We start from the raw sequence: 25181 nt of genomic DNA, 5'->3' as shown, positions 1-25181 counted from the left end.
TCCCTTTTTTCGACCACAAGGAACGCTGACCATGGCTCTCGACAAGGTTGTCTACACCGCCCACGCCACCACCACCGGCGGCCGCAATGGCAAATCCAGCACCGGCCCCCTGGAGCTGACCCTGGCAAAGCCCAAAGAAATGGGCGGCGACGGCAACGGCACCAACCCCGAGCAACTGTTTGCGGCCGGCTATTCGGCCTGCTTCATGGGTGCGATGGGCGCCGTGGCCGGCAAGCTGGGTCTGAGCGTGCCGGCTGACGCCCAAATCAAGGCCGAAGTGGACTTCGGACCCAAGGGCACCGGCTACGGCATCGGCGTGCGCATGGCCATCAGCCTGCCCGGCATGGGCCGTGAAGACGCTGACAAGCTGGTGGCCACCGCCCACCAGGTCTGCCCCTACAGCAACGCCACTCGCGGCAACATCGACGTGGTGCTGACGGTGGTCTGAGCCTAAATTCGGATCCGCGAAACGGCGCCCCGCGGGGCGCCGTTTTTGTTCAGGGTCGCAGCAGCGTCAGCAACAGCTCTACGCGGGCTTGCGGCGCACTCAAAGCGCCCGCGCTGGGCAGGTCACCGCCGATCACGGGGCCTGCACCGCAGCGGCTGCAACGGCGCACAGCCACACCCTGCGCTTGCGCCGCCTTGAGCGCCGCCTCCAAGGGCTCGGCCAGCGTGCCATTGCCGGTGCCCGCCACGACCAGACCCAAGCGCCGGCCTTCCTGAGCCGCCAGGCCCTGCAGCAGCGCAACGAGCTTGCCGTCGACGCCGGCAGCGTTCCAGAGCAACTCCACCCGCGGCCACGCACTGCCCTGCTCAGGCAGGCCGGCCACGCCCCAGGCCTGGCTGACCGGCCAGGGCGCCAACAGACGCAGCGCACCGCTCTCCATCCAGGCCAGCGGCCCGCCATCGGGGTTGCCAAAGGCATCCACCCGGTAGCTGTGCAGCTTGCGAATGCGGTCACCGCGATAGACCGCGCCGCCAAAGGCCACCAGCACGCCGCGCGCGCCTTCGTGCTCGGCCAGGGTCACGGCGTCGAGCAGGTTTTGCGGCCCATCGGCGCTGAGCGCACTGGCCGGGCGCATCGCCGCCGTCAACACCACCGGCTTGGCGGCATCGCGCAGCACGCGGTGCAGCAGATAGGCGGTTTCCTCCAACGTGTCGGTGCCATGGGTGATGACAATGCCGCGCACCGCCTCGTCGTCAAGCAGGGCCTGCACCCGCCGCGCCAGCCGCGCCCAGGTGGCGAAGTCCATGTCCTTGCTGTCGAGCTGGGCCAACTGCTCAAAGGCCAGCGCGCGGCCCTGCAAAGCCGGTACGGCCCCCACCAGGGCCTCGATACCCACCTGGCCGGCGCGGTAGCCCACATGGTCGCTGCTGCTAGCGGCACTGCCGGCAATGGTGCCGCCGGTGCCCAAAATCCAAACTTGGCTTGGCATGCTTCAATTCCTGTATGAAAATGCAGCACCTGGATGCACATCCAGCATGTGCATTCCCTCAGCCACCGCATCCCGCTCAACCCAGCATTGTGAGGCCCGCGTGACCACCAGCAAGATCCCCCTGACGCCGCGCCAACAAGAGATCTTTGACCTCGTGCGCCGCTCCATCGAACGCACCGGCACCCCGCCCACGCGCGCCGAGATTGCGGCCACCCTGGGCTTCAAGTCGGCCAATGCGGCCGAAGAGCATCTGCAGGCCCTGGCACGCAAGGGCGTGATCGAGCTGGTCAGCGGCACCTCACGGGGCATCCGCCTCAAGGCGGACACCCTGCGCGCCATGCGCCGCCCGGCGCGTTCGCCCGAAGGCCAATCGGAATTGCCGCTGCCAGGCTTGGCTCAGCTATTGCTGCCGCTGGTGGGTCGTGTGGCCGCCGGACAGCCCATCCTGGCGCAAGAGCATGTCGAGCAGCAGCTCGCTGTCAGCCCCGAGCTGTTCCAGCAAACCCCGGACTATCTGCTGCGCGTCAAGGGCTTGAGCATGCGGGATGCCGGCATCCTGGATGGCGATCTGTTGGCCGTGCGCAAGGTGGCCGAGGCTCGCAACGGCCAGATCGTGGTGGCCCGGCTGGGCGATGAGGTCACGGTCAAACGCTGGAAGCGCGATGCCGACGGCATCTGGCTGCTGCCCGAGAACCCGGATTTCCGTCCCATCCACGTCGATGGCTCTGAGCCCTTTGCGCTCGAAGGCCTGGCGGTCGGCCTGCTGCGCTCTGGCCTGCAATGAAATGAGCAAGGCGTCCTGCGCCGAAGCCTGCCAGCGCTTTGAGCAGCTGCCCAATATCGGCCGCGCCATGGCGGCCGACTTCGCGTTATTGGGTCTTCAGCACCCCGCTGAGTTGGCCCAGCAAGACCCGCTACACCTCTACCAACGCCTGTGCTTGCTGACCGCCCAGCGCCAGGACCCCTGTGTACTCGACACCTTTATGGCCGCAGTGGACTTCATGCGCGGTGCGCCCGCCTTACCCTGGTGGCACTACACCGCTGCGCGCAAGCAGCAGTTCCCCGATCTGTAGCGGCGCTGGCCCGCACCACAATCGCCCCATGAGCCAAGCCACCCTTGAAAAGCTATACGCCGCCTTTGCCAAAGCCGACACCGACGCCATGGCCGAGTGCTATGCAGACGAGGTGGCCTTTGACGACCCTGCTTTCAGTCTGAGAGGCAAGCACGAGGTGGTGGGCATGTGGTCCATGCTGTGCGCCAACATCCGCGCCCGCGACTTCAAAGACTGGGAACTGCGCGCCGGCCCCTTCACGGCCAGCACGGCCCATTGGGAGCCGATCTACCGCTTTGGCGGCGCTCAAGGTCGGATGGTGCACAACGTCATCGACAGCCGCTTCGAGTTCAACTCGCAGGGCCTGATCACCCGCCAGTGGGATCACTTCGACTTCTGGGCCTGGAGCCGCCAGGCCCTGGGCCCGGCGGGTCTGCTGCTGGGCTGGAGCCCTCTGCTGCGCAACAAAGTGCGCCGCACCGCACGCCACAACCTGGATCGCTTTCTCGCCAAGGCTTGAACGGCCCCGACGCTCAGGGTTTCGGAGCCTCGGCAGGTTTGAGCAAGGCGCGCAAAGCTTTGAGCGCCATCGGGTGATAGAGGGTTGAATGCCCTTCATCCGGCGCCAGCTCCAGGCGCCAGCGCAGCCCCGCTTGGGCCCCGGCCTGCAGCGCCGCGCGCGTTGGCGCCTCACCCCGCAGCATGTCCGCGCCATAGGCCATGAACAGATGCTTGGGCTGCTCGGCCAGACCGATCCCCTTCGCCGCCTGCGCCAACAACGCCTTGTCGTTCCACCACAGGCTTGGGTCGATGGCGATGTAGTGATCGAAGAGCTGGGGCTCCTGCAGCAAGGTCTCGAACACAAACAATCCGGCCAGTGACTCGCCCATCAGCGCACGCTCAGCGGTGCTGGGATAGCGCGCCTCAATCAAGGGCAGCACCTCATCGCGGACAAAGCGCCGGAAGCGTTCCGAGCCCCCCACACGCGGCGCCATCTTGCGGTCGTCTTCGTTCTGGGTGGGCCCTGTCAGGTCTCGGCGCCGCTCGGTGTTTTCGATGCCTACCAGTCGGAACGGCCGCACACTGCCATTGGCCACCCCCACCTGCAGCAAGCCGGCGATGTGAAGGAAATCCTCGCCCATGCCGCCATCAAGCACGAGCAGCAGCGGCAACGGGCTGGGTTGCTGGCCTGGCAGCAGTTGAGGCGTGTAGACATTGATGCGCCGCGCCTCGCCCATCACGCGGGAATCGACCAGCAGGCTGTCGCCAATCCGCAGGTCGGCACGCTCCTTGAGCTCGGGCAGCGCAGGAGCCGCGGCGAGCCCCAGCGGCCCCAAGTGCAAGGCGGCCGCAAGCAGGCCTGCCATCATCCTTCTCATGCGTGTCTCCCCAGCTCGATCTGCAAAAGCGCGGGATGATGCCAGCGCAAGGGCGCCCTGCCCCTGGTCATACTGGCGCCCTGCACGACTCACTCCCCCTTGCCCTGTGCCCATCCCGCATCCCCCACCCGCCATCGCGGGCGACTTCATCGAGTGCTATGACCACGCGCTCAGTGCTGCGCAGTGCCGGCAGTTGATCGAAGCCTTCGAGTCCAGCCCACACCGGCGACCCGGGCGCACCGGCGGCGGCGTGGATGAGAGCAAGAAGCTCAGCCAAGACCTCTACCTCAACGAACACCCGGAATGGCTGCCCCTGCTGCGCGAGGTTCAAAAGGTCACCACCTTCAAGGCCGCGGAGTACTTTCGTCGCTACCACTTTGGGCTGATTGCGCCCATCGCCCTGACCCTGGCCGATCCCCGCACCGGCACCCCCACACCGCTGACGCACGACAACTTCGAGCGTCTGGGCGCGCCGCACGCCATGGATCTGATGCGCCAGCTCTATCGGCTGGGCCCCATCCAGATGCAGAAGTACCTGCAGGGCCAGGGCAACTACAACTACTGGCACTGCGAGACCTACCCCGCGCAGCCTGACGCCGAGACCCTGCACCGCGCGCTGCTCTTCATGGTCTATCTGAACGATGTCGACGAGGGCGGCGAGACCGACTTTTATTACCAGGGGCGCAGCCTCAAACCCCGCGCTGGCACCCTGGTGATTGCGCCTGCGGGGTTCACCCACACCCACCGAGGCCGGGTGCCGCTGTCGGGCGACAAGTACATCCTGACCAGCTGGATCCTGTTCCAGCGCGCTGAAACCCTCTACCGGGCGCGCTGAGTTCAGTCGCGGAACTTCGGCGGGGCGCCTTTGCCACTCATCATGGCGGCCATCAGGTCTTCCGAGAGCAGCATGGCCGCGTTCCAGCTGGCGATCTGCTCCAAACCATCGGCCACGCTGTGATCGCGGGCGTAGTTGAGCGCCTGCTTGGTGCCGCGCACGGCCAAGGGTGACTTGCTGGCGATCTGCTGCGCCAGGTCCAACACACCGGCCTCGAGTTCACTGGGGGTTTCAAACACCCGATTGACCAGCCCCAGGGCCAATGCTTCCTGGGCACCCACCTTGCGCCCGGTGAATGCAAGCTCCCGCACAAGGCCCTGGCTGCCGATGAGCTTGGGCAGGCGCTGCAGCGTACCCACGTCGGCCACCATGCCGATGTCGATTTCCTTGATGGCGAACTCGGCCTCCGCGCTGCAATAGCGCATGTCGGCGCAGCAGATCAGGTCGATGCCGCCGCCCAAGCAGGCGCCGTGAACAGCCGCCAGCACCGGCTTGCGGCAGCGCTCCAGACTGCTCAAGGTGTCCTGCAATTCCAAGATCAAGCCACGCAACTTCTCTCGCAGACGGGCCTCGCAGTCGTCCTGGATCTGGCCCTGCAGGCCCGCCATCATCCCGAGATCGATGCCCGCCGTGAAGTGCGTACCTTCGCCCTTGAGCACCACCGCACGCACTTCGGGTGTGCGGTCGGCCCATTGCATGGCGCTGCGAATGTCCTGCCACATCGCCCAGTTCATGGCATTGGCTTTGTCCGGACGGTTCAGCGCAATCTGGGCCACGGCACCGTGCAGCCGAACAAGGAGAGTCTCAAACACAGGGAGAGTCATGCGGTGGGCTCCAGGGGCGAAGGGCTCGGGGTGTCAGGCATAGGCCTCATTGGCCGGACGGCGCTGGATCACCCCAATCGGCGGCGCCCAGCGTTCGCCACGCGGCTTCTTGCTCGTGACCAGGGTGATGTCTGAGGGCTCGAACACCTCCACGTTGTGGGTGATGGGGGTTGTGAGCAGGTACTGGGCTCGGGTGCTCTTCAAGAAGTGCCCCACCAGCTGGATGTTGCGAACATCCAGGTGGGCAAAGGGCTCGTCGATGAAAACAAAGCCGCCCGGCGCGTCGTCGTCCTTCATCAGCCCCACCAGCAAGATCAAGCTCTTGAGCACCTGCTGGCCACCGCTGGCCTCGCCGTCATTCAAGCCCACCTCACCCTTGCCGTCGAAGCTGAAGCGCACCTGCAAGCCGGCCTGGGCCAGCACGGTGTCGTCGTTGTCCAGATGGGGCAGATCGGCCAGCGCAATGACGCCGGCGAGTTCGCCCAACTCCTGCACATTGCGGCGGTAACGCCGCAGCGTGGCTCGCAACACTTCGATGTAGCGCTCACGCGCGTTACCCGACGCAATGCGCGCGGCCTCATTGCTGGCGCGACGGTCGTCCAGCATGCGCTGTTGCTCGCGCACCTGCACATCCATCCGCGCATGACGCTCCATCACCTGGGCGTCGGTCTCCCAACTGCCCTGCTCCAACTCCTTCTCCACATGGCCCAGTGCGATGCGGGCCTGTTGGATGGAGCCGAACTCGTCGCGCAAGCCGGCCAAGCGACTCGCACTCACCCAGGCCGCAGGAAAGGCTGCGCGTGCCTTGCGCGAGGCCTGGCTGGCGTTGCGCAGGGAAGTCAGGCGCTCATCAAAGCCGCGGCGCAGGGCCTGGATTTGCTCCAGCCCGCTCTTGAGACGAACTTGCAGGGCTTGGTAGTCGCGCTCGGCCCGGTCGGCATCCTTGACGGCCTGGGCGTGGTCCTGATCCAGGCTGCTCCACCGACTGCTGGCTTCCAAACGGGCGGCACGTAGTTGCGGCAGGCGTTCACGCGCCTCGGCCAGCTCACTGGCGCGCTCGGCCAATTCCAGCGCGGCCTTTTTGCCGGCGGCCGCCTTCTGCGCATCCTTCAGTTGACGGTCGATCTCGGACTGCTCGCGCGCCAGGCGGGTCAGCTCGGCATCGGCACGCGCCAACTCGCTTTCCAGCGCCTGACGACGAGCGTCCGTGGCCGCCGTTCCGAACTGATGCTCGTGCGCAGGCACAAACAGGCTGCGACCGCCGCGGTTGTCGCGGTAGTAGGCATCGGGGGTGATCCAGTCGATGCCGCTGCCGGCGGCCGTGTCGCGGACACAGCGAATACCGGCCAACTGGCGCAACAGCCAGCTTGGCAATTTGGCACTGACACGCACGGCGGCCAGCAGGCTGCCCTTGGGGGCGGCGCCCGCCGTCTCGGCCTCGGCCACCACGTAGTGGCGATAGCGCTCCTGCGCGGCCAGCGCAAAGGCACGGCGCTCATCGCCGGCATCCTGGAGCACCACGATCCAGCGCGAGCCGCGCAAGTAGCCTTCCACGGCGGCGCGCCAGGTCTCGTCGACGATGTCGATGGCATCGGCCACCAAATGATGGGCAATGCCGGCTTCATTGAGCACGCGGCCAAAGCGCAGCACGTCGGCTGGGGGCGGCGGCACCGGCTGTCCCTTCAGCGCCGCCAGCGCGGCTTGCGCCTTGGCGCTGGCGTCGTGAGCCCGGGTGTACTCGGCACGCAGCTTGTGCTGGCGCTCACCCAGCCCGGCCAATAGCTCTTGCAGATCGGCCGAATCGCCTTCCACGGCCGCCAGGGCCTGCAGCGCCTCGGCGTGTTTGAGCATGTCTTCGAGCGGGCGCTCGGCATCGCGGGCTTCATCGAATGCCTTGCGCGCGGCATGGCGCTGCTCAGCCAGAGCGCCCAGCTGGCGTCGCGCACTCTCGGCCGCCTCAAAGGCCTCGTGCAGGGCGCGGCGCGAGTCCGACTGATTGCGTTCCTCGGCCGAGAACTGCAGGCGCTGGCGATGCAACTCGCGAGCCTCGCGGGCCGTCGAGGCGCGCGCGTCGGCCCACTGCAGGACTGGCAACACTTCCGTGTTCAGTCGCTCACGTTCGCCCACGCGCAACTGCCAGCTCTTGTAGAGATTCACACGCTGGGCCAACTCAGCCAACTGCGCCTGGGCGTGGGCAAGTTCTTGCTGACCCTGCACCACTTCCTTCTCAAGCTGTTGCTGATGGCTCTTGGCCAGGTCGTAGCGATCCAGCACCTCCTGATCGCCAAAGACTTCAAACACCAGCCGCAGCAACTCACGCGGATTGAGTTCGCACAGGCGGTCGGTCTGGCCCTGCTCCAGCGCCAAAACGCGCCCGATGGCGCGGGTCAGGCCCGCCGCTTCCAAGCGGCGCTTCCAGCCCTCGATGCCCATCCATTCCTTGTCGCCACGCTCGCTCAGTTGCTCGATGCTCTGTACGCCGTCGACCAGGATGTAGCGGCGCTGCCAGTCGCCGCCGTGACGCTCGATCCGGCAAGCGATGGTGACTTGATCGTCGTAAAGCAGTGAGCTAGCAAAGGGCCGGCTGCTGTTCTGGCGGTGGCGCGGGCGGTTGTCCACACTGGCACGCAGCCAGGCCGTGTCCGCGTTGGCGTGGCGCGCATAGGTCTTGTAGGTCCGCCCGCCCGAGCATTCCAGGCCTAGCAGGGTTCGTAGCGCATCCAGGAGCGTGGTCTTGCCCGAGCCGTTGGGGCCTGCGATGGTGACGATGGCCGCGTCCAAGGGCATGGCCACGCGCTGGCAGTAGTCCCAGTGCAGCAGCTCCAGATCTTGCAAGTGGAACATCAGGCGGGCTCCCTCTGGTTGTCTTCGTCATCCAAGCCCTGCTCCTCGGCTTGCGCCGCTGCGCGGCGGGCCTCCAGCATGACCTTGAAGGCGGGACCGGCCTGCGGATCGCTGGCCTGTCCAAGCACATCGGCCAAGGCTCCTTCCAAGATGCGCGGCGCCAAGCGGTCGTAATCCAGCAGCAAGTCCAGCAGCGGACCTTCAGCAATCTCTTCGCCTCGACGAAGGATGAAGCCCTGACGTTCCAGCAGCTTCAAGTGCGTGTTGACGCGCAGGGCCCCGCCAAGCTGTTTGCCGAAGTCCGCCAGCAGACTGCGCACACTCAAGACGGGAGCCGCCTTGTCCGCGCTCGGCAAGGGCTTCTCGCTGGCAAACATCTCGCTTTGCCCGGCCTCGTGGGCTTCGATGCGCGCCAGCTGGCGCTGGCGCTTGGGCAGCACGATCAAGGCCCAGATCACGACCAGCAAAGCGGCGCCGTCGCGCGGCAGATCAAAGTTGTTGTTCGCATTGAGCGCGGTCTCGCCGAACACCGCGTTCTCGGCCTGGCGCTGCAAGGCCAGGCTGATGTGGTCGGCATGGACGTTGTCAACCACTCGCAGACCCACACCCGCGGCGCGCTCTTCCAATCGGCGCCAGACCTCGGTGTCGATCAGCGCCTTGCGCACCAGGGGATGGCTGCGCGGCAACCAGCGGCGCGCCAGCAGCTGGGCAATCAGCTGGGCGCTGTCGTCAAACGGCAGACTCATGGAAGCGGATCCTCGTTCGGGGTCTGGGTGGAGGGCGCGCTGCGTCGCAGCGTGCCTTGGCTCATCCAGCGCACATGGGGGTCGTCGACGGGGCCTTGTTCAACGGCAAAGCGCGCCGTCCAGGGCTGGCGAGCCAACTCCCCAGTGGCGCCGGCCATGTCGCGGGACTGCGGATCGCCCATCAAGGGCAGGAGCTGCGCGCGATAGGCGGCCTTGGCATAGCTGCCACCCAGCAAGGCCGGGGCCAAGGGCCGCTCGTCGTTGGCTTCTTGACCCCAGCGCTGCAGCAAGCTTTTGAGCAGGCCCAATTCAGGCGGGAAGGACAGGACTTCCATCTGCCCCGGCGGAGCCGCTCGCGCCCCAGGCAGTACATCCTTGGGTCGGGCCTGCGCCTTGGTGCGCTCAAACTCACCCTCGGTGGTGTCCACCAACTCGTGTTGAGCCACAAAGACCGGGCTCACCGGCAGGGCAAAGGCACCCAGCAACAGGTCTTCCAAATGGGCCTGCCCTTGCAGCCAGCGCCGAACATCCGTGGTGGTGATGCCCGTGGATCCCAAGCTGATGCGCTGCCGATCCGCCTGCTGCAGGGCGCGATTGAACTGGCTGGCCATGGCCAGCAGCCTGGCCTGCGCCAAGCCCAGGTCGCGGGCCAGACGTTCGAGCCGGGCATCGTTTCGGTCTGCCGCGCCACGAATGATGGCCGTCAGCGCTTCGGAGGCTTTTTCAACCAACCCCAAGGCGCGCTCAAAGCGCCCCCGGGCCTTGCGCAGTCGGAACTCGGAGCCACTGGCAATGGCGTCCGCGAATTCATCATTCAGGCGCACCAGCTGGGCTTGGAGGCTCTGCAACTGGCCAGGCTCAAGGGTGCCAAGCTGCTGGGCCCCCGCCACACCCGCCAGCAAGGTGGCCAGCTCGTCATCGGGCGCGGGCGCTGCGTTCAATGGCGCCAACAATCCCAGCAGACGCTGGGCCAGCCCGGTCAATGTGTAGACCTGATCGCCCGGCTCCCAGCTCAGCAGCTCGGCGTCCCGGAGCCGCCGCAGCACCAACTCCAGCGCTTCATCGGTCAAGGCATGGAAGTGGCGGTTGAGTTGCTCCCGGCTCAGCCGCCCTTCGGGCTGGGCCATCAACTCCAGAAACACCCAAAGACGCAGGCGGACCAGCGTGGCCGGGCCCTGACAAAGGGCGCGCAGTGCTTCGAGTGTGGGCTCCTGCGCCTCAAGCTGCCACCAGCGACCAGCGTCGTCAGGTGCCTCACCCTCTCGAAAATACTCCGCAAACCCCTGCTGGGAGTTATCGCTGCCGGTATCGAATGAATCGGACATGGCTGGAGAAGCGACGCGCAAAAGAAAAAGGGGTCTGCTCGCGCAGACCCCTCGAATATTGGCGGAGTGGACGGGGCTCGAACCCGCGACCCCCGGCGTGACAGGCCGGTATTCTAACCAACTGAACTACCACTCCGCAGTGGTGATTGCGTTTGCGATTTGCATCGCTGGTGCTATCAATCCATTATAACTGGCGTCCCCTAGGGGATTCGAACCCCTGTTACAACCGTGAAAGGGTCGTGTCCTAGGCCTCTAGACGAAGGGGACGCTGAAACTTCACAAACCTGAACCGCGCGCCGCAAAACAATGGTGGAGGTAAACGGGATCGAACCGATGACCTCTTGCATGCCATGCAAGCGCTCTCCCAGCTGAGCTATACCCCCTGAAGGCGGCACGCTGTTCAAGCGATGTCGATACTATAACGCAGTTTTAATCCACTTCACAAGATACTTGAGAAGTTTTTTCAAACCAACGTCTCACACTTATAAAGAAAAACAGCCTACTGGATCAGCAGGCTGTTTAATATTTGGCGGAGTGGACGGGGCTCGAACCCGCGACCCCCGGCGTGACAGGCCGGTATTCTAACCAACTGAACTACCACTCCGCAGTGGTGATTGCGTTTGCGATTTGCATCGCTGGTGCTATCAATCCATTATAACTGGCGTCCCCTAGGGGATTCGAACCCCTGTTACAACCGTGAAAGGGTCGTGTCCTAGGCCTCTAGACGAAGGGGACAAATCCTTCAACCTTGAACTGCGCACTTGCGATTGGTGGAGGTAAACGGGATCGAACCGATGACCTCTTGCATGCCATGCAAGCGCTCTCCCAGCTGAGCTATACCCCCGAAAGAAGTACGCCGTTCAAGCGAGACTAAGAGTATAGACCGACTTTTACGGCGCTTGCAAGCGATCCATCAAAATTTTTCGATCGAAGAGCGCGAGCACTTGGTCAATGGCCGGCGTCTGGGTGCGTCCGCACACCAAAACACGCAGAGGGATGGCCAGTTGGGGCATCTTGAGGCCCTTCTGGGCCAGTACCGCCTTCATCGCGGACGAGATACCCGCAGGCGTCCATTCAGCATCTTTCAATGCGATTGCCAACGCGGCCAGCGCATCACGGGCGGCCTCGCCCAGGTGCTGAGCCCGATCTTCGTCACTGGCCTGTACCGGACCGAAGTACATGACCAGCCAATCAGCCAAGGCCTCCAGGGTGCTGCAACGATCCTTGAACAGTGCACACAGGGCGGCCAAGGGCGCGTCCGGCGGAACAACCAAGCCGCGGCGGCTCAGGCGTGGCGCGACCAAGCTGGCCAATCGTGCGTCATCCGCCGCTTTGATGTACTGGCCGTTGACCCACTCCAGCTTGGCGGCGTCCCACTGCGCAGGGCTCTTGGTCAGATGGGCCCCATCGAACCATGCCACCAATTGCTCGCGGCTAAAGATCTCGTCATCGCCATGGCTCCAGCCCAGACGGGCCAGGTAGTTCAGCATGGCCTCAGGCAAGTAGCCGGCTTCTTCGTAGGCAGTAACACTGACTGCGCCGCGCCGCTTGGACAGCTTCAGGCCATCGTCACCCAGGATGATGGGCACATGGCCGAACTGCGGCAGCGGTGCGCCCAAGGCTTCGAACAAATTGATCTGCCAGGGGGTGTTGTTCACATGCTCGTCGCCACGGAAGACGTGGCTGATCTGCATGTCCCAGTCATCCACCACCACGGCGAAGTTGTAGGTCGGCACCCCATCGGGGCGAACGATGATGAGGTCGTCGATTTCCTTGTTGCCAATGCGGATCGGGCCCTTGACCAGATCGTCCCAAACCACCTCCCCGCCTTCCGGGTTGGCGAATCGGATCACCGGTTTGACGCCTTCGGGCACGGGAGGCAGTTGCTTGCCAGGCGCCGGGCGCCAGCGGCCGTCATAACCGGTCTTCTCTCCGCGCGCCTTTTGGTCTTCGCGCATGGCGGCCAACTCTTCCGGCGAGCAATAGCAGTAATAGGCCTTGCCCGCTGAGATCAGCTGCTGCGCCACCGCTTGGTAGCGATCGAGTCGCTGCATTTGATAGATCGGGCCCTCGTCATATTCGAGGCCCAGCCAGTGCATCGAGGCCAGGATCTGCTCGACCGAGTCCTGCGTGGAGCGGGCCACATCGGTGTCTTCGATGCGCAGCACAAACTGACCGCCGAAATGGCGGGCGAACGCCCAGGAGAACAGCGCCGTGCGCGCAGTTCCCAGGTGCAGGAAACCCGTTGGCGAGGGCGCGATGCGGGTGCGAATGGTCTTGAAATGAGGGTTCATAGGGAGTGCGGCAGGGTGGCAAGGCCACGCTGCAAATCGTCAGTGATGTCGTCCACATGCTCCAGGCCAACGGCCAGTCGCAGCAGGCCTTGGCCAATGCCTGCGGCCTGCCGCTGAGCCTCGCTGAGGCGGCCATGCGAGGTGGTGGCGGGATGACAGAGGATGGATTTGGTGTCGCCTAGATTCGTGGCGATCGAGAGCAGCTGCGTACTGTCAATGACATGAAAGGCCGCCGCCTTCGCCGCTTCGGGATCATGCCCCTGCAGCTCAAAGGACAGCACCGCCCCGCCCTGCCCGCCTTGCTGACGCAGCGCCAGGGCATGCTGGGGGTGGCTGGACAAGCCAGGGTAGTGGACCCGCGCGACACGCGGATGCGCCTCTAGCCACTGTGCGATGGCCATGGCCTGCCGGCTGTGCGCCTCCATGCGCAGCTTGAGGGTCTCCAAGCCCTTGAGGACCACCCAGGCATTGAAGGGCGAAATCGTCATGCCCACCGTGCGCAACACCGGTGCCAGCACGTCCTGAATGATCCGGCGCGGACCACACACACTGCCTGCCATCACCCGTCCCTGGCCATCCAGAAACTTGGTGCCGGCATGCATGACCAGATCGGCTCCGAGCTCCAGCGGACGCTGAAGGGCCGGGGTGCAGAAGGTGTTGTCCACCACCAGCAGGGCCCCGGCCTCATGAGCCAGATCGGCCAGGGCGCGGATGTCGCAGACCTCGGTCAAGGGGTTGGTCGGTGTCTCGGCAAACAGCAATCGGGTGGTGGGCGTGATTGCCGCACGCCATTCGCCCAAATCAGTCTGCGACACAAAGCTGGTCTGCACACCGAACTTGCCAAACTCTTTGGCAAACAGATTGATCGTTGAGCCGAACACCGAGCGCGAGCACAGCACATGATCCCCGGCCTTAAGCAGGCCCATGGCCAGCAGCAAGATTGCGCTCATGCCGGTGGACGTCGCAATGGCGGCCTCGGCCCCCTCCAGGGCGGCCAGGCGCGCTTCCAGGCTGCGCACCGTCGGGTTGCTGGTGCGGTTGTAGGTGAAGTCCTCGTTGTTGGCGAAGCGCCGCGCCGAAGTCTCGGCATCGGGCTGCACATAGGCGCTGGTCAGGAACAGAGCCTCGGAGTTCTCACCATATTGGCTGGGCGGCAGCGCGCTGCGGACCGCCAGGGTCTCGGGCCTCAAGCCGGCGGGCAGCGTCCCCGGAACTCGGCGCTCGGCCTGGCTCATTCACCGCGCTCCTGCAGCGCCAGGCGGCCGGTTGCGGCAGCGTCCTCTTCTGCGCCCGCCTTGGGGCGCTGGGCCTGCATGGCGGCAATCTGCTCAGCACCGATGTCACCGGTGACGTAGACGCCGTCAAAGCAACTGGCCTCAAAGCCGTCGAGCCCCGGGCGCAAGGCCGCCACCACCCGTTTCATGGCGTCCACGTCCTGGTAGATCAGCGCGTCAGCGCCGATGTAGGCGCGGATCTCCTCCAGGCTGCGACCGTGCGCGATCAGCTCGGTGCTGGTGGGCATGTCGATGCCATAGACATTGGGAAACTTCACCGGCGGCGCCGCCGAAGCCATATAGACCTTGGTGGCCCCGGCCTCCCGCGCCATTTGCACGATCTCCTTCGAGGTCGTGCCGCGCACGATGGAGTCATCCACCAAAAGCACGCGCCGCCCCTTGAACTCTTGGGAAATCGCATTGAGCTTTTGGCGCACCGACTTCTTGCGCACGCCCTGCCCCGGCATGATGAAGGTTCGACCCACGTAGCGGTTCTTCACGAAGCCCTCACGATAGGGCTTGCCGATGCGATGGGCCAGCTGCATGGCCGAGGGTCGGCTCGACTCCGGAATCGGGATCACCACATCGATCTCGCTGGGCGGAATGGTGGAGATGACGCGCTGAGCCAGCGTCTCGCCCATATTGAGGCGCGCCTGATAGACCGAGATGCCATCCAGCACCGAGTCCGGGCGGGCCAGGTAGACGAACTCGAACATGCAGGGGTTCAGCGTCGGCGCGGCCGCGCATTGTTCGGTGTGCAGCACGCCTTTCGCATCAATGAAGAGGGCCTCGCCGGGCGCCACATCGCGCTCGATTTTGTAGCCCGTGCCCTCCAGCACCACCGACTCGCTGGCCACCATCCACTCACCGTCCTGGCCGCGACCGAAGCACAGCGGACGGATGCCGTAGGGATCCCGGAAAGCCAACAAACCATGCCCGGCAATCAAGGCGATCACGCCGTAGCTGCCGCGCAGACGCGCATGCACCGCCCGCACGGCCTTGAAAACAGCGGCCGGATCCAAAGGCAGGTCACGTGCGGCCTTTTCGAGTTCGTGCGCAACGACGTTGATCAACACCTCGGTGTCACTCTCGGTGTTGATGTGGCGGCGGTCCAGGTCAAACATCTCCTGGCGCAGGGCGGCGGCATTGGTGAGGTTGCCGTTGTGAACCAGCACCAGGCCAAAGGGCGCGTTCACATAGAAAGGCTGGGCTTCCTCTTCGCTGTGGGCATTGCCCGCCGTGGGGTAGCGCACCTGACCGAGGCCAATGCGGCCGGGCAACGCGCGCATATTGCGGGTGCGAAACACATCCCGAACCATGCCCTTGGCCTTGTGCATGAAGCACTTCGTGCCCTCCATGGTGACGATGCCGGCGGCGTCCTGACCGCGATGCTGAAGCAGCAGCAGACTGTCATACAGCAACTGGTTCACGGGCTGGTGGGAAATGGCGCCAACGATGCCGCACATGGTGGAAGTCCTTTAAGTCTTGCGAGATTCGAGCAGATCCTGCAGGGACTTGGGCAGCATGGGCGCTGCCGCCTGCAAGAGCGCATGAAGAATGGGGCGCGCCTGGGAGTCCGTCCAGGCTGGATGGCGCTTGAAAGGCGTGAATCCGATCAACACCGCCGCCAGCAGGGCGAGCAGCAGGCCACGCAGCAGGCCAAAGCCGGCGCCCAGCAGCCGATCCATGAAAGCCAGCGGGGTGGCGTGCAACAGCATGCGCAGCAATCGGCCACACAGGCCGCAGAGCATCAGGATCAGCACAAAGGCCAGCACCAAGGCAGCCAGTTCCTGCCAGCCCCCTTGCGAGAGCTTGGCTGGCAGCCAGCCCTCCACCACCGGGGCGAGCCAAGGCGCCGCGAAGTAAGCCAGCACCCAGGCGGCCAAAGAGAAGACCTCCAGCACCAGCCCGCGCCAGGCGCCGACCACCAGGGAGATCAGCAGCAAGACCAGCACCATCAGGTCGGCCCAGCTGAGGAAGAAGCTATCCGTCATCAAAGCGCGATCAAAGCACCATCAAAGCGTCAGCACCGAACCGCCCAGGCCCAGCGCCTTGGCCTTGCTGGCCGCCCGTTCGGCTTCAGCCTTGTCCGTGAACGGACCCAGACGCACGCGGATGCGCTCGCCCTCCTTGGTCTTCGCCACCTGGGCATAAGTCTTCAGCCCCTTGGCCTCCAGCTTGCGACGCGCCTCGCGCGCCGCCGCCTGCTCGGCATAGGCTCCGACCTGCACCACAAAACGCAGCCCTGCGGCGGGCTGTGCCGAAGCCGGTGCTGCGGCCTTGCTTGGCACCTCGGCGGGCAAGGCGGCATCCGCGCGCGCGACGCCGCCAATCGGGGCCGATGCGACCGGCGCTTCGGGCGCCACCTGCTCGATCTCAGGCTCCTGTGGCAGCAACTCCGCTTGCCGCTGCGCCGCCTCCGGCAGACTGGCCGCGCCCAAGGCGGGCACCGCCAGAGGCGGCGCCGACTCTTTGGCCGGGATCACGATGGGCAAGTCCATGGGAACCGGGCGCGGCTGCGTTTCAAACACCAGCGGAAAGGCCACGATCCCAATGCCGACCAGCACCGCCGCACCGATCAGCCGGTGCCTGGCCTTTTGCCGCAGTTGCTGCACGGCCTGATCGTGGGTGGCGGCATTGCGAGCACGTTTGCCACGGCCGCTCTCGGCGGCGGGCGCTGTCGCATCGCGACGAAAGAGGGCCAACAGATCCATGCGAGGGGGTGTGCCTAGGGAGAGTTGGGGGGCGTTCCGTGGGACACCGCAGGCCGCTGCAGGGAGCCCAGCACCGCCCCCACCGTATAGAAGGAACCGAAGACCACGATTCTATCGGCGGGGTCGCTCAGGGCCCGGGCGTGGGCCAGGGCTTGAACTGGGTCGGCATGCAGGCTGACGCTCACTTGACCGGGCGTCTTGAGTTGCGGCGCCTGGGCATCCCAGCGCGCCGCCAAATCGGAGGCGGTCGCGGCACGCGCCGTGGGCAGATCGGTGAAGCACCAATGGTCGACCCAAGGTGCGATGGCGGCAAAGACACCGTCCAAGGCTTTGTCCGCCATGGCCCCGAATACCACCCGGGTGCGCGGCGAAAAGCCCATCTGATCGAGGTTTTGCGCCAACGCGGCCACCGCATGGGGGTTATGCGCCACATCCAGCACGATGGCGGGTTGTCCCGGCAACACCTGGAATCGCCCCGGCAGCTCCACCAGGGCAAGCCCGGCGCGCACCGCCTGGGCATTGATGGGCAATCGGCTGTGCAGCGCCTCGAAGGCCGCCAATACGCCCGCCGCGTTCAAGAGTTGATTGACGCCTCGCAGCGCCGGATAGGCCAGGCCGGCGTGGCGACGGCTGCGCCCTTCCCAACGCCATTGCTGACGGTCGCCCTCGAAACGGAAGTCGCGTCCTGATTGACGCAAATCCACACCCAGACGCTGCGCCTCGGCCGCGATCGAGGCTGGGGGCATGGGGTCGCTGCAAACCGCCAGGCCGCCCGCGCGCAGGATGCCGGCCTTCTCCCGGCCGATGGCCTCGCGGTCGGGCCCGAGAAACTCGGTGTGGTCCAAGTCGATGCTGGTGATCACCGCCAGGTCCGCATCGATGGCATTGACCGCGTCGAGCCGCCCGCCCATACCCACTTCCAGGATCACGAGATCCAGGGGCTCGGCCGCCAGCCGGCTCATGATGGCCAGCGTCGTGAACTCGAAGTAGGTCAGCGTGATGTCGCCGCGCGCAGCTTCCACGGCGGCGAAGTGCGGCAGCAGCGACTCGCCACTGACCATCTCGCCCGCAACCCGGCAGCGCTCCTCAAAGTGCACCAGATGCGGCTTGCTGTAGAGACCCACCCGATAGCCCGCCGCCCGCGCAATGCTGTCCAGCATCGCGCAGGTCGATCCCTTGCCATTGGTCCCGGCCACCGAAATCACCGGCACCGAGAAGCGCAGCCCCATTCGATCGCGAACCGCGTTCACGCGGTCCAAGGTCATGTCGATGGTCTTGGGATGCAGGCGCTCGCAGTGCGCGAGCCAGTCTTGGAGAGTCATGGCAGGTACAAAAAAGGCCAGGCTGAGCTCGGAGCGAGCTGAGGCCCGATGGCCTCAGCGACCACGAGCGAAGGCCCGCCGCTGTCTGGCAGCGGCGGGCAGGGCCACGCGATCAGCGCGTTACGCGGCTCTCAGGAAACGGCGTCGGCGCTCTGACGCTGCAGCATGGCCAGGCTGTTGGCCACGGTGGCGCGGAGTTCGCGGCGATCCACGATCAGATCCACCGCGCCCTTTTCCATCAAGAACTCGGCACGCTGGAAGCCGGCAGGCAGCTTTTCTCGCACGGTGTTTTCGATCACCCGCGGGCCGGCGAATCCGATCAAGGCCTTGGGTTCGGCAATGACGATATCGCCCACAAAGGCAAAGCTGGCCGACACACCGCCCATGGTGGGGTCGGTCAACACGCTCACATAGGGCAGACGCGCGCGCGCCAGGCGGGTCAACGCGGCATTGCACTTGGCCATCTGCATCAGGCTGAGCAAGCCCTCCTGCATGCGCGCGCCGCCGGTGGCGGTGAAGCAGACGAAGGGGATCTTCTGCTCCACGGCGGCCTCGACGCCACGGGCGAAGCGCTCGCCCACCACCGAGCCCATGGATCCGCCCATGAATTCAAACTCGAAGCAGGCGGCCACCAGGGGCACGCTCATCACCGAGCCCCCCATCACCACCAGCGCATCGGTCTCGCCGGTGTTCTCCAGTGCTTCCTTCAAGCGCTCGGGGTACTTCTTGCTGTCCTTGAACTTCAGGGCATCGACCGGCAGCACTTCCTGGCCAATCTCAAAACGACCCTCGTTGTCCAGGAAGGCATTGAGGCGCGCGCGGGCACCGATGCGATGGTGGTGGCTGCACTTGGGGCAGACGTTCTGGTTCTGCTCCAGATCGGCCTTGTAAAGCACCGTCTCGCAACTCGGGCACTTGGTCCACAGCCCTTCCGGCACCTGGCGGCGCTCGGCGGGGTCGCTGTGCTGCATCTTGGGCGGCAGCAGTTTGTCCAACCAACTCATGCGAATTCCTTTTGATCAAGGGCGCTGCGGATTTCGGCAAGAAAACGCTGCAGCGCAAGCGGCGCATTATCGGGGCCCTCGCGCTCCACCAATTGGACCAGGGCCGAGCCAATGACCACCGCATCCGCCACGCTGGCCACCGCCCGCGCAGAGGCCGCATCGCGGATGCCAAAGCCCACGCCGATGGGCAGCGCCAATTGGGCGCGCAGGCGCGGGAATTGCTCGGCCACGGCCGCGACATCCAGATGCCCCGCTCCCGTGACGCCGCGCAGCGAGACGTAATAGACATAACCGCTGGCCAACTCGCCCACACGGGCAATGCGTTCGTCCGAGGACGTGGGCGCGAGCAGGAAGATGGGGTCCAAGCCCTCGGCCTTGAGCGCCTGACTGAAGCCTTGCGCCTCTTCGGGCGGGTAGTCCACGACCAACACGCCATCCACTCCGGCCTCACGGGCTTGAGCGGCGAAGCTCTGCAGGCCCAGACGTTCGATCGGGTTGGCATAGCCCATCAGCACCACGGGCGTGCGCCTGTCCGTCAGCCGAAACTGGCGCACCATCTCCAGCACGTCCAGCAGGCGCACGCCATGCATCAGGGCACGCTCTGCCGCACGTTGAATCACCGGGCCATCGGCCATGGGGTCGCTGAAGGGCACCCCCAGCTCGATCACATCGGCCCCTCCAGCCACCAAGGCTTGCATCAGCCCCAAGGTGTGCCTGGGGTGCGGATCTCCAGCGGTGATGTAGGGAATCAGGGCCTTGCGCCCTTCTGCCTTCAGCGCCCCGAAGGTGGCTTGCAAACGGGACGTCGGGCTCATTGCGCGCCCCCCTTTTTCAGGAAAGCAACGCCCTTGGCCTCTTCGCCTTTGCAAGAGGGACGGCAGTAGAAGCTGGAGCCACTGAGGTCGGCCACGGTTCCGATGTCCTTGTCCCCGCGCCCACTCAAGCACACCAGCAGCTGTTGATCCTTGGGCAGGGTCGGTGCCAAGCGCATGGCATGCGCAAGGGCATGCGAAGACTCTAGCGCCGGGATGATGCCCTCGGTGCGGCACAGGCGGTGGAAGGCTTCCAACGCCTCGGTGTCCGTCACGCTCACATATTCGGCCCGACCGATGTCCTTCAAATAGGCATGTTCCGGCCCAACCCCGGGGTAGTCCAGCCCCGCCGAGATCGAGTGCGTCTCGATGATCTGTCCCGCTTCGTCCTGCAACAAATAGGTGCGATTGCCGTGCAACACCCCGGGGCTTCCGGCGCTCAGGGTGGCCGCATGCTGGCCCGTCTCGACACCGCGACCGCCGGCCTCGACACCGATCAGGCGCACCCCTTCGAAGGGAATGTAGGGATAGAAGATGCCCATCGCATTCGAGCCCCCCCCCACGCAGGCAATTACCGCATCGGGCTGACGCCCGAGCATCGAAGGCATCTGGGCAATGCATTCATCGCCGATGACACGCTGAAAGTCGCGTACCAGCATCGGATAGGGATGCGGGCCGGCCACCGTGCCGATGATGTAGAAGGTCGATTCGACATTCGTGACCCAGTCGCGCATCGCCTCATTGAGCGCGTCTTTCAAGGTCTTGCTGCCGCTCTCAACCGGCACCACGGTGGCACCCAGCAGCTGCATGCGATAGACATTGGGCGACTGGCGCTTGACGTCCTCGGCGCCCATGTAGACCACACACTCCAGGCCATAGCGCGCGCACACGGTGGCCGTGGCCACGCCATGCTGACCGGCGCCGGTCTCGGCAATGATGCGGCGCTTGCCCATGCGCCGCGCCAGCAGCACCTGACCGATGGTGTTGTTGACCTTGTGTGCGCCGGTGTGGTTCAGATCCTCGCGCTTGAGCAGGATCTGCGCCCCGCCCAATTCATTGGATAGGCGAGCGGCGTGGTAGATGGGGCTGGGGCGACCCACGAAATGGGCCAGTTCACGCTGGTACTCGGCCTGGAATTCGGCATCCTGGCTGTAGCGGGCATAGGCCGCTTCCAGCTCGGACAGCGCATGCATCAGGGTTTCGGCGACAAAGCGTCCGCCGTAATAACCGGCGCCCGGCACGGGGCCGAAGTGCCCGCGAGCGTCGGGCTGTTGGTAGGCATTCATGGAGTGATCATCTGGTGTGTGCCGCATCCGCGGCGTGCACCGCCGCGCAGAAGCGGCGGATCAGATCCGGGCTCTTGACGCCCCGGCTGATCTCAACACCGGAAGAAACGTCAACGGCCCAGGGGCGAACGCACCGAATGCCATCGGCGACGTTGTCCGCATTCAACCCACCAGACAAAACGACCGGATAGGGAACGCTTGTTTTGAGCAGTGACCAATCGAAGACCTTTCCACCGCCGCCATAGCCCTCCACAGGGGCGTCCAGCAGCAGGGCTTGGGCGCGGGGATGGCGGCGGGCGCAGTCTAGCAAGTCAGTCTCAGGCCGCACGGCCACCGCACGCAGATAGGGCCGCCCCCAGCGTTCACAGTCGCCAGGAGTCTCGTCGCCATGGAACTGCAGCAACAGACCAGGAATCGCCCGCAAGGCGGCTTCGACCTCTGCGGGCGCCGCATTCACGAACAGGCCAACCGGCGTGACAAAGGGAGGCAAGCGCTCGGCCAGATGACAGGCCTGATCCAAGCTCAACGCCCGCACGCTCTTGGCGTAGAAAACCAAACCCAGAGCGTCGGCGCCGGCCTCAACGGCCGCGTCCACATCGGCCGCTTCGCGCAGGCCGCAAATCTTGATGCGAGTACGTTGGTTCATGGCAACCAATCCATGGCGGCCGTCCGTTCGGGAAGACCCAACTCGGCGTCATAGCGAGGGCCGATGAAGTAGAGGCCATCCGGGGCAAAGGTGGGCGCAGCGAGGCTTCGGTCCCGCCCGGCCAGCACCTGACCCAGCCAGTCCGGGGACCGACTGCCCTGCCCCACCGCCAGCAAGCCCCCCATCAGATTGCGCACCATGTGGTGCAGGAAGGCGTTGGCTTCGAATTCAAAGCGCCAGTAGGCGCCGCGCCGTCCGATGTCAATGGTGCGCAGAGTCTTGATCGGCGAGGCCGCCTGGCACTCGGCAGCGCGGAAGGCGCTGAAATCGTGCTCGCCCAGCAGTTGAGCGGCGCCGTCGCGCATGGCCTCCAAGCTCAAGGGTTTGAAAATCCAGCCGACCGCCCCCGACTCCAGGGCTGGGCGCACCGCCGACTCCAGGAGCACATAGGCGTAGCGGCGTCCGCGCGCATGGTTGCGTGCATGAAAGTCGGCTGGCGGCTGGGCGCTCCACTGCACGGCGATGTCGGCTGGCAGGTAGCGATTGACACCGCGCACCCAAGAAAAGGGCTCGCGATCCCGCGTGGTGTCGAAGTGAACGACCTGGTTCAGCCCATGCACGCCTGCATCCGTGCGACCCGCGCACAGGGTGCGGATGGGTTCATCGGCGAACTGGCTCAGGGCCAACTCCAAGTGGTCCTGCACCGTGCGGCCGTCGGGCTGGCTCTGCCAGCCTCGATACGCGGTACCGCGATAGGCCACCCCCAGAGCAATGCGCATCAGGTCTCCTGAATGGAAAAGGCGCCCACAAGGGGCGCCATCGATGGAGTCAAAGACCCAATCACCGCAACTCGTCCAACATGGCCTTCGCCTTGTCGTAGAGCGGTCCGCTACCAACCTGCTTGATCAACTCCTGCAGCACGTCTCGCGCCCCTTCGACGTCCCCGATCTGGCGGAACTCGTCGGCCAGTTCGAGCTGGCGCTGCATCGGATCGCCATCGTCATCAGCGAGGTCCTGCATGGCGTCGATCAAGGAGTCGCCACCCACCTTGGCGGCCGAGGCATCGGCCGGGTCCGTCAAAGGCGCGTCAAGCGACTGTGCGACGGTCCCGGCGTCGAAGTCACCCAGCTCGTCCAAGTTGAACTCCAGGCTGTTGTCGCTGGCAGCAGCCGCCGGCGCTGCGGCGGGCAAGTCCAGGTCCAGGTCCATTGAGACTTCTGGCAGGGCCGATGGCACGCTGGGCATGGATTGCGTACGCTCCAACGAGTCGCTGTCGCCACCCAGGTCCAGATCGAGGTCGATCAAGCTGGCCGGACCGGCGTCAGCTTCCGGCGCTTCGGTCAACGGCGCACCTGCATGCGGCATCGTTGGCGCGTTCATGGGCTCGGCGCGCGGGGCATCCTCATCGAACATCGAACGCGGACCGCCACCCGGCTGATAGAGCGGGTTGTCGGCGTCGATGCCGCGGCCCATCTCCTGGGCCTTGTCCCAGTCCTCGCCCTCGCCCTTGGACTCGGCATAGAGCTGCAGGGCCAATTGCTCAAAGCCCCGCACATCGCGGCGCTTGGCATAGACCTCAAGCAGTTTCAGGCGAATCGCCAAGCGCTCGGGCTGGGCGCGCAGGGCTTCCTTGAGGATCTCCTCGGCCTGCAGGTCACGGCCGTAGGCCAGATACACATCGGCCTCGGCCACGGGGTCAACGTCACCGTGCGCATCCAACTGGCTGAGCGAATAGGACATCGACGAGACGCTGTTGCCACCGTCGCGGGTATCGACGCGCTGACCACCGGTGACCCCAAAGAAGGAATCCGGCTGCAGGCGGCTCTCGCCAAACATGGTCTCGCGGTTCTCGGCGTTTTTGGGCTTGCGCAGTCGCATGACCCCGACCGCGCCCAGAGCCACGACCAGACCGGTGCCCAACAAGCCCAGGGGGCTGAGCAAAAGGTCCATCAGGCCGCCTTCTGGCTCGGCCACCGCCGGCTTGGGCTGCGGCGCGGTGGCCTGAACCGGCGGCTTGGGCAGGGCGATCGGTGCCGAGGCCACTGCGCTGGCGGCACTGCCGGTCGCTGCAGCGGCGCTGGCGGCTTCGGTCAGCTGCTTGAGCTCATCGACGTTGCGGGTGAGCGCCGCCACTTGCGAGGCCGGGGCACTGGCAACGGGCGCGACGGCCGGAACCGGCGCCGGCGCCGGCGCCGGAGCGGGTGCAGCAGCAACAACCGGTGTCGCCGGCTTGCTGGCCGCCACCGGGGCGCTGGGCTTGCTCAGGGTCAGGCGATCACCGCTGCTGGCCGCTTTGGGCTCGCTGACCACGGCTTCAACACCCCCCTTGGCTGCGCGCTCGCTGGCTTCGGGCAAACGAGGCGCCGTGGCGGCCAGACCCTGTCGTGCCGCTTCGAAGTTTTGGCTGTGCGCGCGAATGACTTGCTTGGCCTCCTGGGCACTCAGTCCCGCCAAGGCCTCAGAACCCGGCAAGCGCAGGCGCGAGCCCGCCTTGAGCAGGTTCATGTTCTCGGCCACGAAGGCCTGCGGGTTCTGGCGATACAGCGCCACCAGCATTTGATCCAGCGACACCCCTTGCGGCGTGTGGCGCGCGGCCACACGGGACAGCGAATCGCCGGGACGCACCAGCACGGTGCCATCACCGGCGGGAGCAGGGGCCGCTTCCGCAGTGGGACGAGGTGCCGGTTTCGGAGCCTCAGGAGTCGGAGAAGGGGCAGGTGCGCGTGAGGCAGCCAGCGTCTGCGGGCTGGGGGCAGGAGCCGACACCACCGGGGCGGTCGGGGCCTCAGCGGCACGATGCGTCTGCGGCGGGTCGAACAGCAGCGTGAACTCGCGCGTCAGTCGCCCCGTGGACCAGTTCAACTCGAGCACCACGTCGAGGAACGGTTCCTGCACCGCGCGATCGCTGACCAAGCGCAGCACCGGGCGCCCATCGGCGCGCCGCGTGAGTTGCACCTGTGTACCGGGCAGCACGGCGTTGTATTCCAGTCCACTGGCGCGGTAGGCGTCCGGCGCCGCAACGCGCACGCGCAGGCTGGCGGCCTCTTCGGCACTCAGCGAGGACAGTTCAATTTCCGCCTTGAGGGTCTCGCCCAGCGCGGATTGCACATTCAGCCGACCCAAGCCCAGGGCATGGGCATTGGTGGCCAGCGCACACAGTGCCGCAACGGCCACGTGGCTCAGGTTGAAGCGCATGCGCGCCAGAGGTGCGAGGTGGTTCAAGGCATCTCCCATCGCCGCCGGGCCGAACAGCCTGTGCAGCGAGAAAACTCAAGGCTGGCAAGCATATCCGTTGCAGACCTCACGCAAAGCCTGCATTTCCCCCGGGCTCTCCCCTAGGCCCAAAAGCAATGTGCTGGCTGTCGTCCAGAGACAACGGCCATGCAAC

23 protein-coding genes and 6 tRNA genes are annotated in these 25181 nt (G+C 65.5%); 5 read left to right on the top strand and 24 right to left on the bottom strand.

All coding sequences use genetic code 11. The features are described from left to right. Window positions 1-31: 31 nt before the first annotated feature. Window positions 32-448, top strand: a complete 417-nt coding sequence (locus tag FF090_RS09740) for an organic hydroperoxide resistance protein (RefSeq protein WP_138856535.1) — start codon at window positions 32-34, stop codon at window positions 446-448. Window positions 449-497: 49 nt separating this feature from the next. On the opposite strand, the gene FF090_RS09735 is transcribed toward FF090_RS09740, so the two are convergent. Continuing rightward, window positions 498-1436 carry an asparaginase gene (locus FF090_RS09735; RefSeq protein WP_138856534.1) on the bottom strand — a complete coding sequence of 313 codons (939 nt, stop codon included), beginning with the start codon at window positions 1434-1436 and terminating at the stop codon, window positions 498-500. A 100-nt stretch (window positions 1437-1536) separates the two neighbouring features. Here FF090_RS09735 and lexA point away from each other — a divergent pair, with 100 nt between their 5' ends. From lexA to FF090_RS09720, 3 genes are read left to right on the top strand one after another with little or no spacing between them, the layout of a single operon-like run. Then, complete coding sequence (lexA, locus tag FF090_RS09730) at window positions 1537-2220, top strand: transcriptional repressor LexA (protein WP_246071555.1); 684 nt, start codon at window positions 1537-1539, stop codon at window positions 2218-2220. A gap of 1 nt (window position 2221) precedes the next feature. After that, a complete protein-coding gene (locus FF090_RS09725; protein WP_138856532.1) occupies window positions 2222-2509 on the top strand; it encodes a helix-hairpin-helix domain-containing protein in 288 nt (95 codons plus the stop codon). Between the two features lie 28 nt (window positions 2510-2537). Then, on the top strand, window positions 2538-3008 hold the full coding sequence (locus FF090_RS09720) for a nuclear transport factor 2 family protein (protein ID WP_138856531.1): 471 nt from the start codon (window positions 2538-2540) through the stop codon (window positions 3006-3008). 13 nt (window positions 3009-3021) lie between these two features. Here FF090_RS09720 and FF090_RS09715 read toward each other — a convergent pair whose 3' ends face one another. Then, window positions 3022-3855, bottom strand: a complete 834-nt coding sequence (locus FF090_RS09715; protein WP_217503033.1) for an alpha/beta hydrolase — start codon at window positions 3853-3855, stop codon at window positions 3022-3024. A gap of 118 nt (window positions 3856-3973) precedes the next feature. On the opposite strand from FF090_RS09715, the gene FF090_RS09710 reads away from it, so the two are divergent. Beyond that, on the top strand, window positions 3974-4702 hold the full coding sequence (locus FF090_RS09710) for a 2OG-Fe(II) oxygenase (protein WP_246071554.1): 729 nt from the start codon (window positions 3974-3976) through the stop codon (window positions 4700-4702). 2 nt (window positions 4703-4704) lie between these two features. On the opposite strand, the gene FF090_RS09705 is transcribed toward FF090_RS09710, so the two are convergent. The 22 genes from FF090_RS09705 to FF090_RS09600 form a co-directional block, all read right to left on the bottom strand. Next, window positions 4705-5526, bottom strand: coding sequence for a crotonase/enoyl-CoA hydratase family protein (locus FF090_RS09705; RefSeq protein ID WP_138856528.1), 822 nt, complete (start codon window positions 5524-5526; stop codon window positions 4705-4707). A 33-nt stretch (window positions 5527-5559) separates the two neighbouring features. Further along, the gene (locus FF090_RS09700; RefSeq protein WP_138856527.1) at window positions 5560-8370 is read right to left on the bottom strand and encodes an ATP-binding protein; all 2811 of its coding nucleotides are present in this window, start codon (window positions 8368-8370) and stop codon (window positions 5560-5562) included. After that, complete coding sequence (locus FF090_RS09695) at window positions 8370-9116, bottom strand: hypothetical protein (protein ID WP_175423601.1); 747 nt, start codon at window positions 9114-9116, stop codon at window positions 8370-8372. Before FF090_RS09695 ends, FF090_RS09700 begins: the two co-directional genes overlap by 1 nt. Next, window positions 9113-10441, bottom strand: a complete 1329-nt coding sequence (locus FF090_RS09690) for a DNA gyrase subunit A family protein (RefSeq protein WP_138856526.1) — start codon at window positions 10439-10441, stop codon at window positions 9113-9115. Before FF090_RS09690 ends, FF090_RS09695 begins: the two co-directional genes overlap by 4 nt. 59 nt (window positions 10442-10500) lie before the next feature. Continuing rightward, a tRNA-Asp gene (locus FF090_RS09685) sits at window positions 10501-10577 on the bottom strand. 55 nt (window positions 10578-10632) lie between these two features. Further along, window positions 10633-10708: transfer RNA gene (locus tag FF090_RS09680), tRNA-Glu, on the bottom strand. A gap of 40 nt (window positions 10709-10748) precedes the next feature. Further along, window positions 10749-10824: transfer RNA gene (locus FF090_RS09675), tRNA-Ala, on the bottom strand. 144 nt (window positions 10825-10968) lie between these two features. Further along, window positions 10969-11045 (bottom strand) — tRNA-Asp (locus FF090_RS09670). Between the two features lie 55 nt (window positions 11046-11100). Beyond that, window positions 11101-11176 (bottom strand) — tRNA-Glu (locus FF090_RS09665). Window positions 11177-11209: 33 nt separating this feature from the next. Next, window positions 11210-11285: transfer RNA gene (locus tag FF090_RS09660), tRNA-Ala, on the bottom strand. Between the two features lie 46 nt (window positions 11286-11331). Continuing rightward, the gene (gltX, locus tag FF090_RS09655; RefSeq protein WP_138856525.1) at window positions 11332-12735 is read right to left on the bottom strand and encodes a glutamate--tRNA ligase; all 1404 of its coding nucleotides are present in this window, start codon (window positions 12733-12735) and stop codon (window positions 11332-11334) included. Then, window positions 12732-13970 carry an O-succinylhomoserine sulfhydrylase gene (locus tag FF090_RS09650; protein ID WP_138856524.1) on the bottom strand — a complete coding sequence of 413 codons (1239 nt, stop codon included), beginning with the start codon at window positions 13968-13970 and terminating at the stop codon, window positions 12732-12734. Before FF090_RS09650 ends, gltX begins: the two co-directional genes overlap by 4 nt. Further along, window positions 13967-15475 (bottom strand): amidophosphoribosyltransferase, encoded by a 1509-nt coding sequence (gene purF, locus FF090_RS09645; RefSeq protein ID WP_138856523.1) that lies wholly within the window; start codon window positions 15473-15475, stop codon window positions 13967-13969. The genes FF090_RS09650 and purF overlap by 4 nt, the downstream gene beginning before the upstream one ends. Before the next feature lie 12 nt (window positions 15476-15487). Further along, a complete protein-coding gene (locus tag FF090_RS09640; RefSeq protein WP_138856522.1) occupies window positions 15488-16003 on the bottom strand; it encodes a CvpA family protein in 516 nt (171 codons plus the stop codon). A 21-nt stretch (window positions 16004-16024) separates the two neighbouring features. Then, window positions 16025-16723, bottom strand: a complete 699-nt coding sequence (locus FF090_RS09635; protein WP_138856521.1) for an SPOR domain-containing protein — start codon at window positions 16721-16723, stop codon at window positions 16025-16027. A gap of 14 nt (window positions 16724-16737) precedes the next feature. Next, complete coding sequence (folC, locus tag FF090_RS09630) at window positions 16738-18045, bottom strand: bifunctional tetrahydrofolate synthase/dihydrofolate synthase (protein ID WP_138856520.1); 1308 nt, start codon at window positions 18043-18045, stop codon at window positions 16738-16740. Between the two features lie 131 nt (window positions 18046-18176). Then, window positions 18177-19049, bottom strand: coding sequence for an acetyl-CoA carboxylase, carboxyltransferase subunit beta (gene accD, locus FF090_RS09625; RefSeq protein WP_138856519.1), 873 nt, complete (start codon window positions 19047-19049; stop codon window positions 18177-18179). Then, the gene (gene trpA / locus FF090_RS09620; protein WP_138856518.1) at window positions 19046-19864 is read right to left on the bottom strand and encodes a tryptophan synthase subunit alpha; all 819 of its coding nucleotides are present in this window, start codon (window positions 19862-19864) and stop codon (window positions 19046-19048) included. The genes accD and trpA overlap by 4 nt, the downstream gene beginning before the upstream one ends. Continuing rightward, window positions 19861-21147 (bottom strand): tryptophan synthase subunit beta, encoded by a 1287-nt coding sequence (gene trpB, locus FF090_RS09615; RefSeq protein ID WP_138856517.1) that lies wholly within the window; start codon window positions 21145-21147, stop codon window positions 19861-19863. Before trpB ends, trpA begins: the two co-directional genes overlap by 4 nt. Window positions 21148-21154: 7 nt before the next feature. After that, window positions 21155-21793: a phosphoribosylanthranilate isomerase gene (locus tag FF090_RS09610; protein ID WP_138856516.1), complete on the bottom strand. Its 639-nt coding sequence runs from the start codon at window positions 21791-21793 to the stop codon at window positions 21155-21157. Then, window positions 21790-22572 carry a tRNA pseudouridine(38-40) synthase TruA gene (gene truA / locus FF090_RS09605; protein ID WP_138856515.1) on the bottom strand — a complete coding sequence of 261 codons (783 nt, stop codon included), beginning with the start codon at window positions 22570-22572 and terminating at the stop codon, window positions 21790-21792. Before truA ends, FF090_RS09610 begins: the two co-directional genes overlap by 4 nt. 61 nt (window positions 22573-22633) lie before the next feature. Then, the gene (locus FF090_RS09600; RefSeq protein WP_246071553.1) at window positions 22634-25015 is read right to left on the bottom strand and encodes a FimV/HubP family polar landmark protein; all 2382 of its coding nucleotides are present in this window, start codon (window positions 25013-25015) and stop codon (window positions 22634-22636) included. Window positions 25016-25181: the final 166 nt, after the last annotated feature.

Origin of the sequence: Inhella inkyongensis (genome assembly GCF_005952805.1) — a bacterium.
GTDB classification, from domain to species: Bacteria; Pseudomonadota; Gammaproteobacteria; order Burkholderiales; family Burkholderiaceae_C; genus Inhella; species Inhella inkyongensis.
The sequence above is the reverse complement of the archived record's forward strand: the minus strand, read 5'-3'. Positions and strand labels throughout refer to the sequence as shown.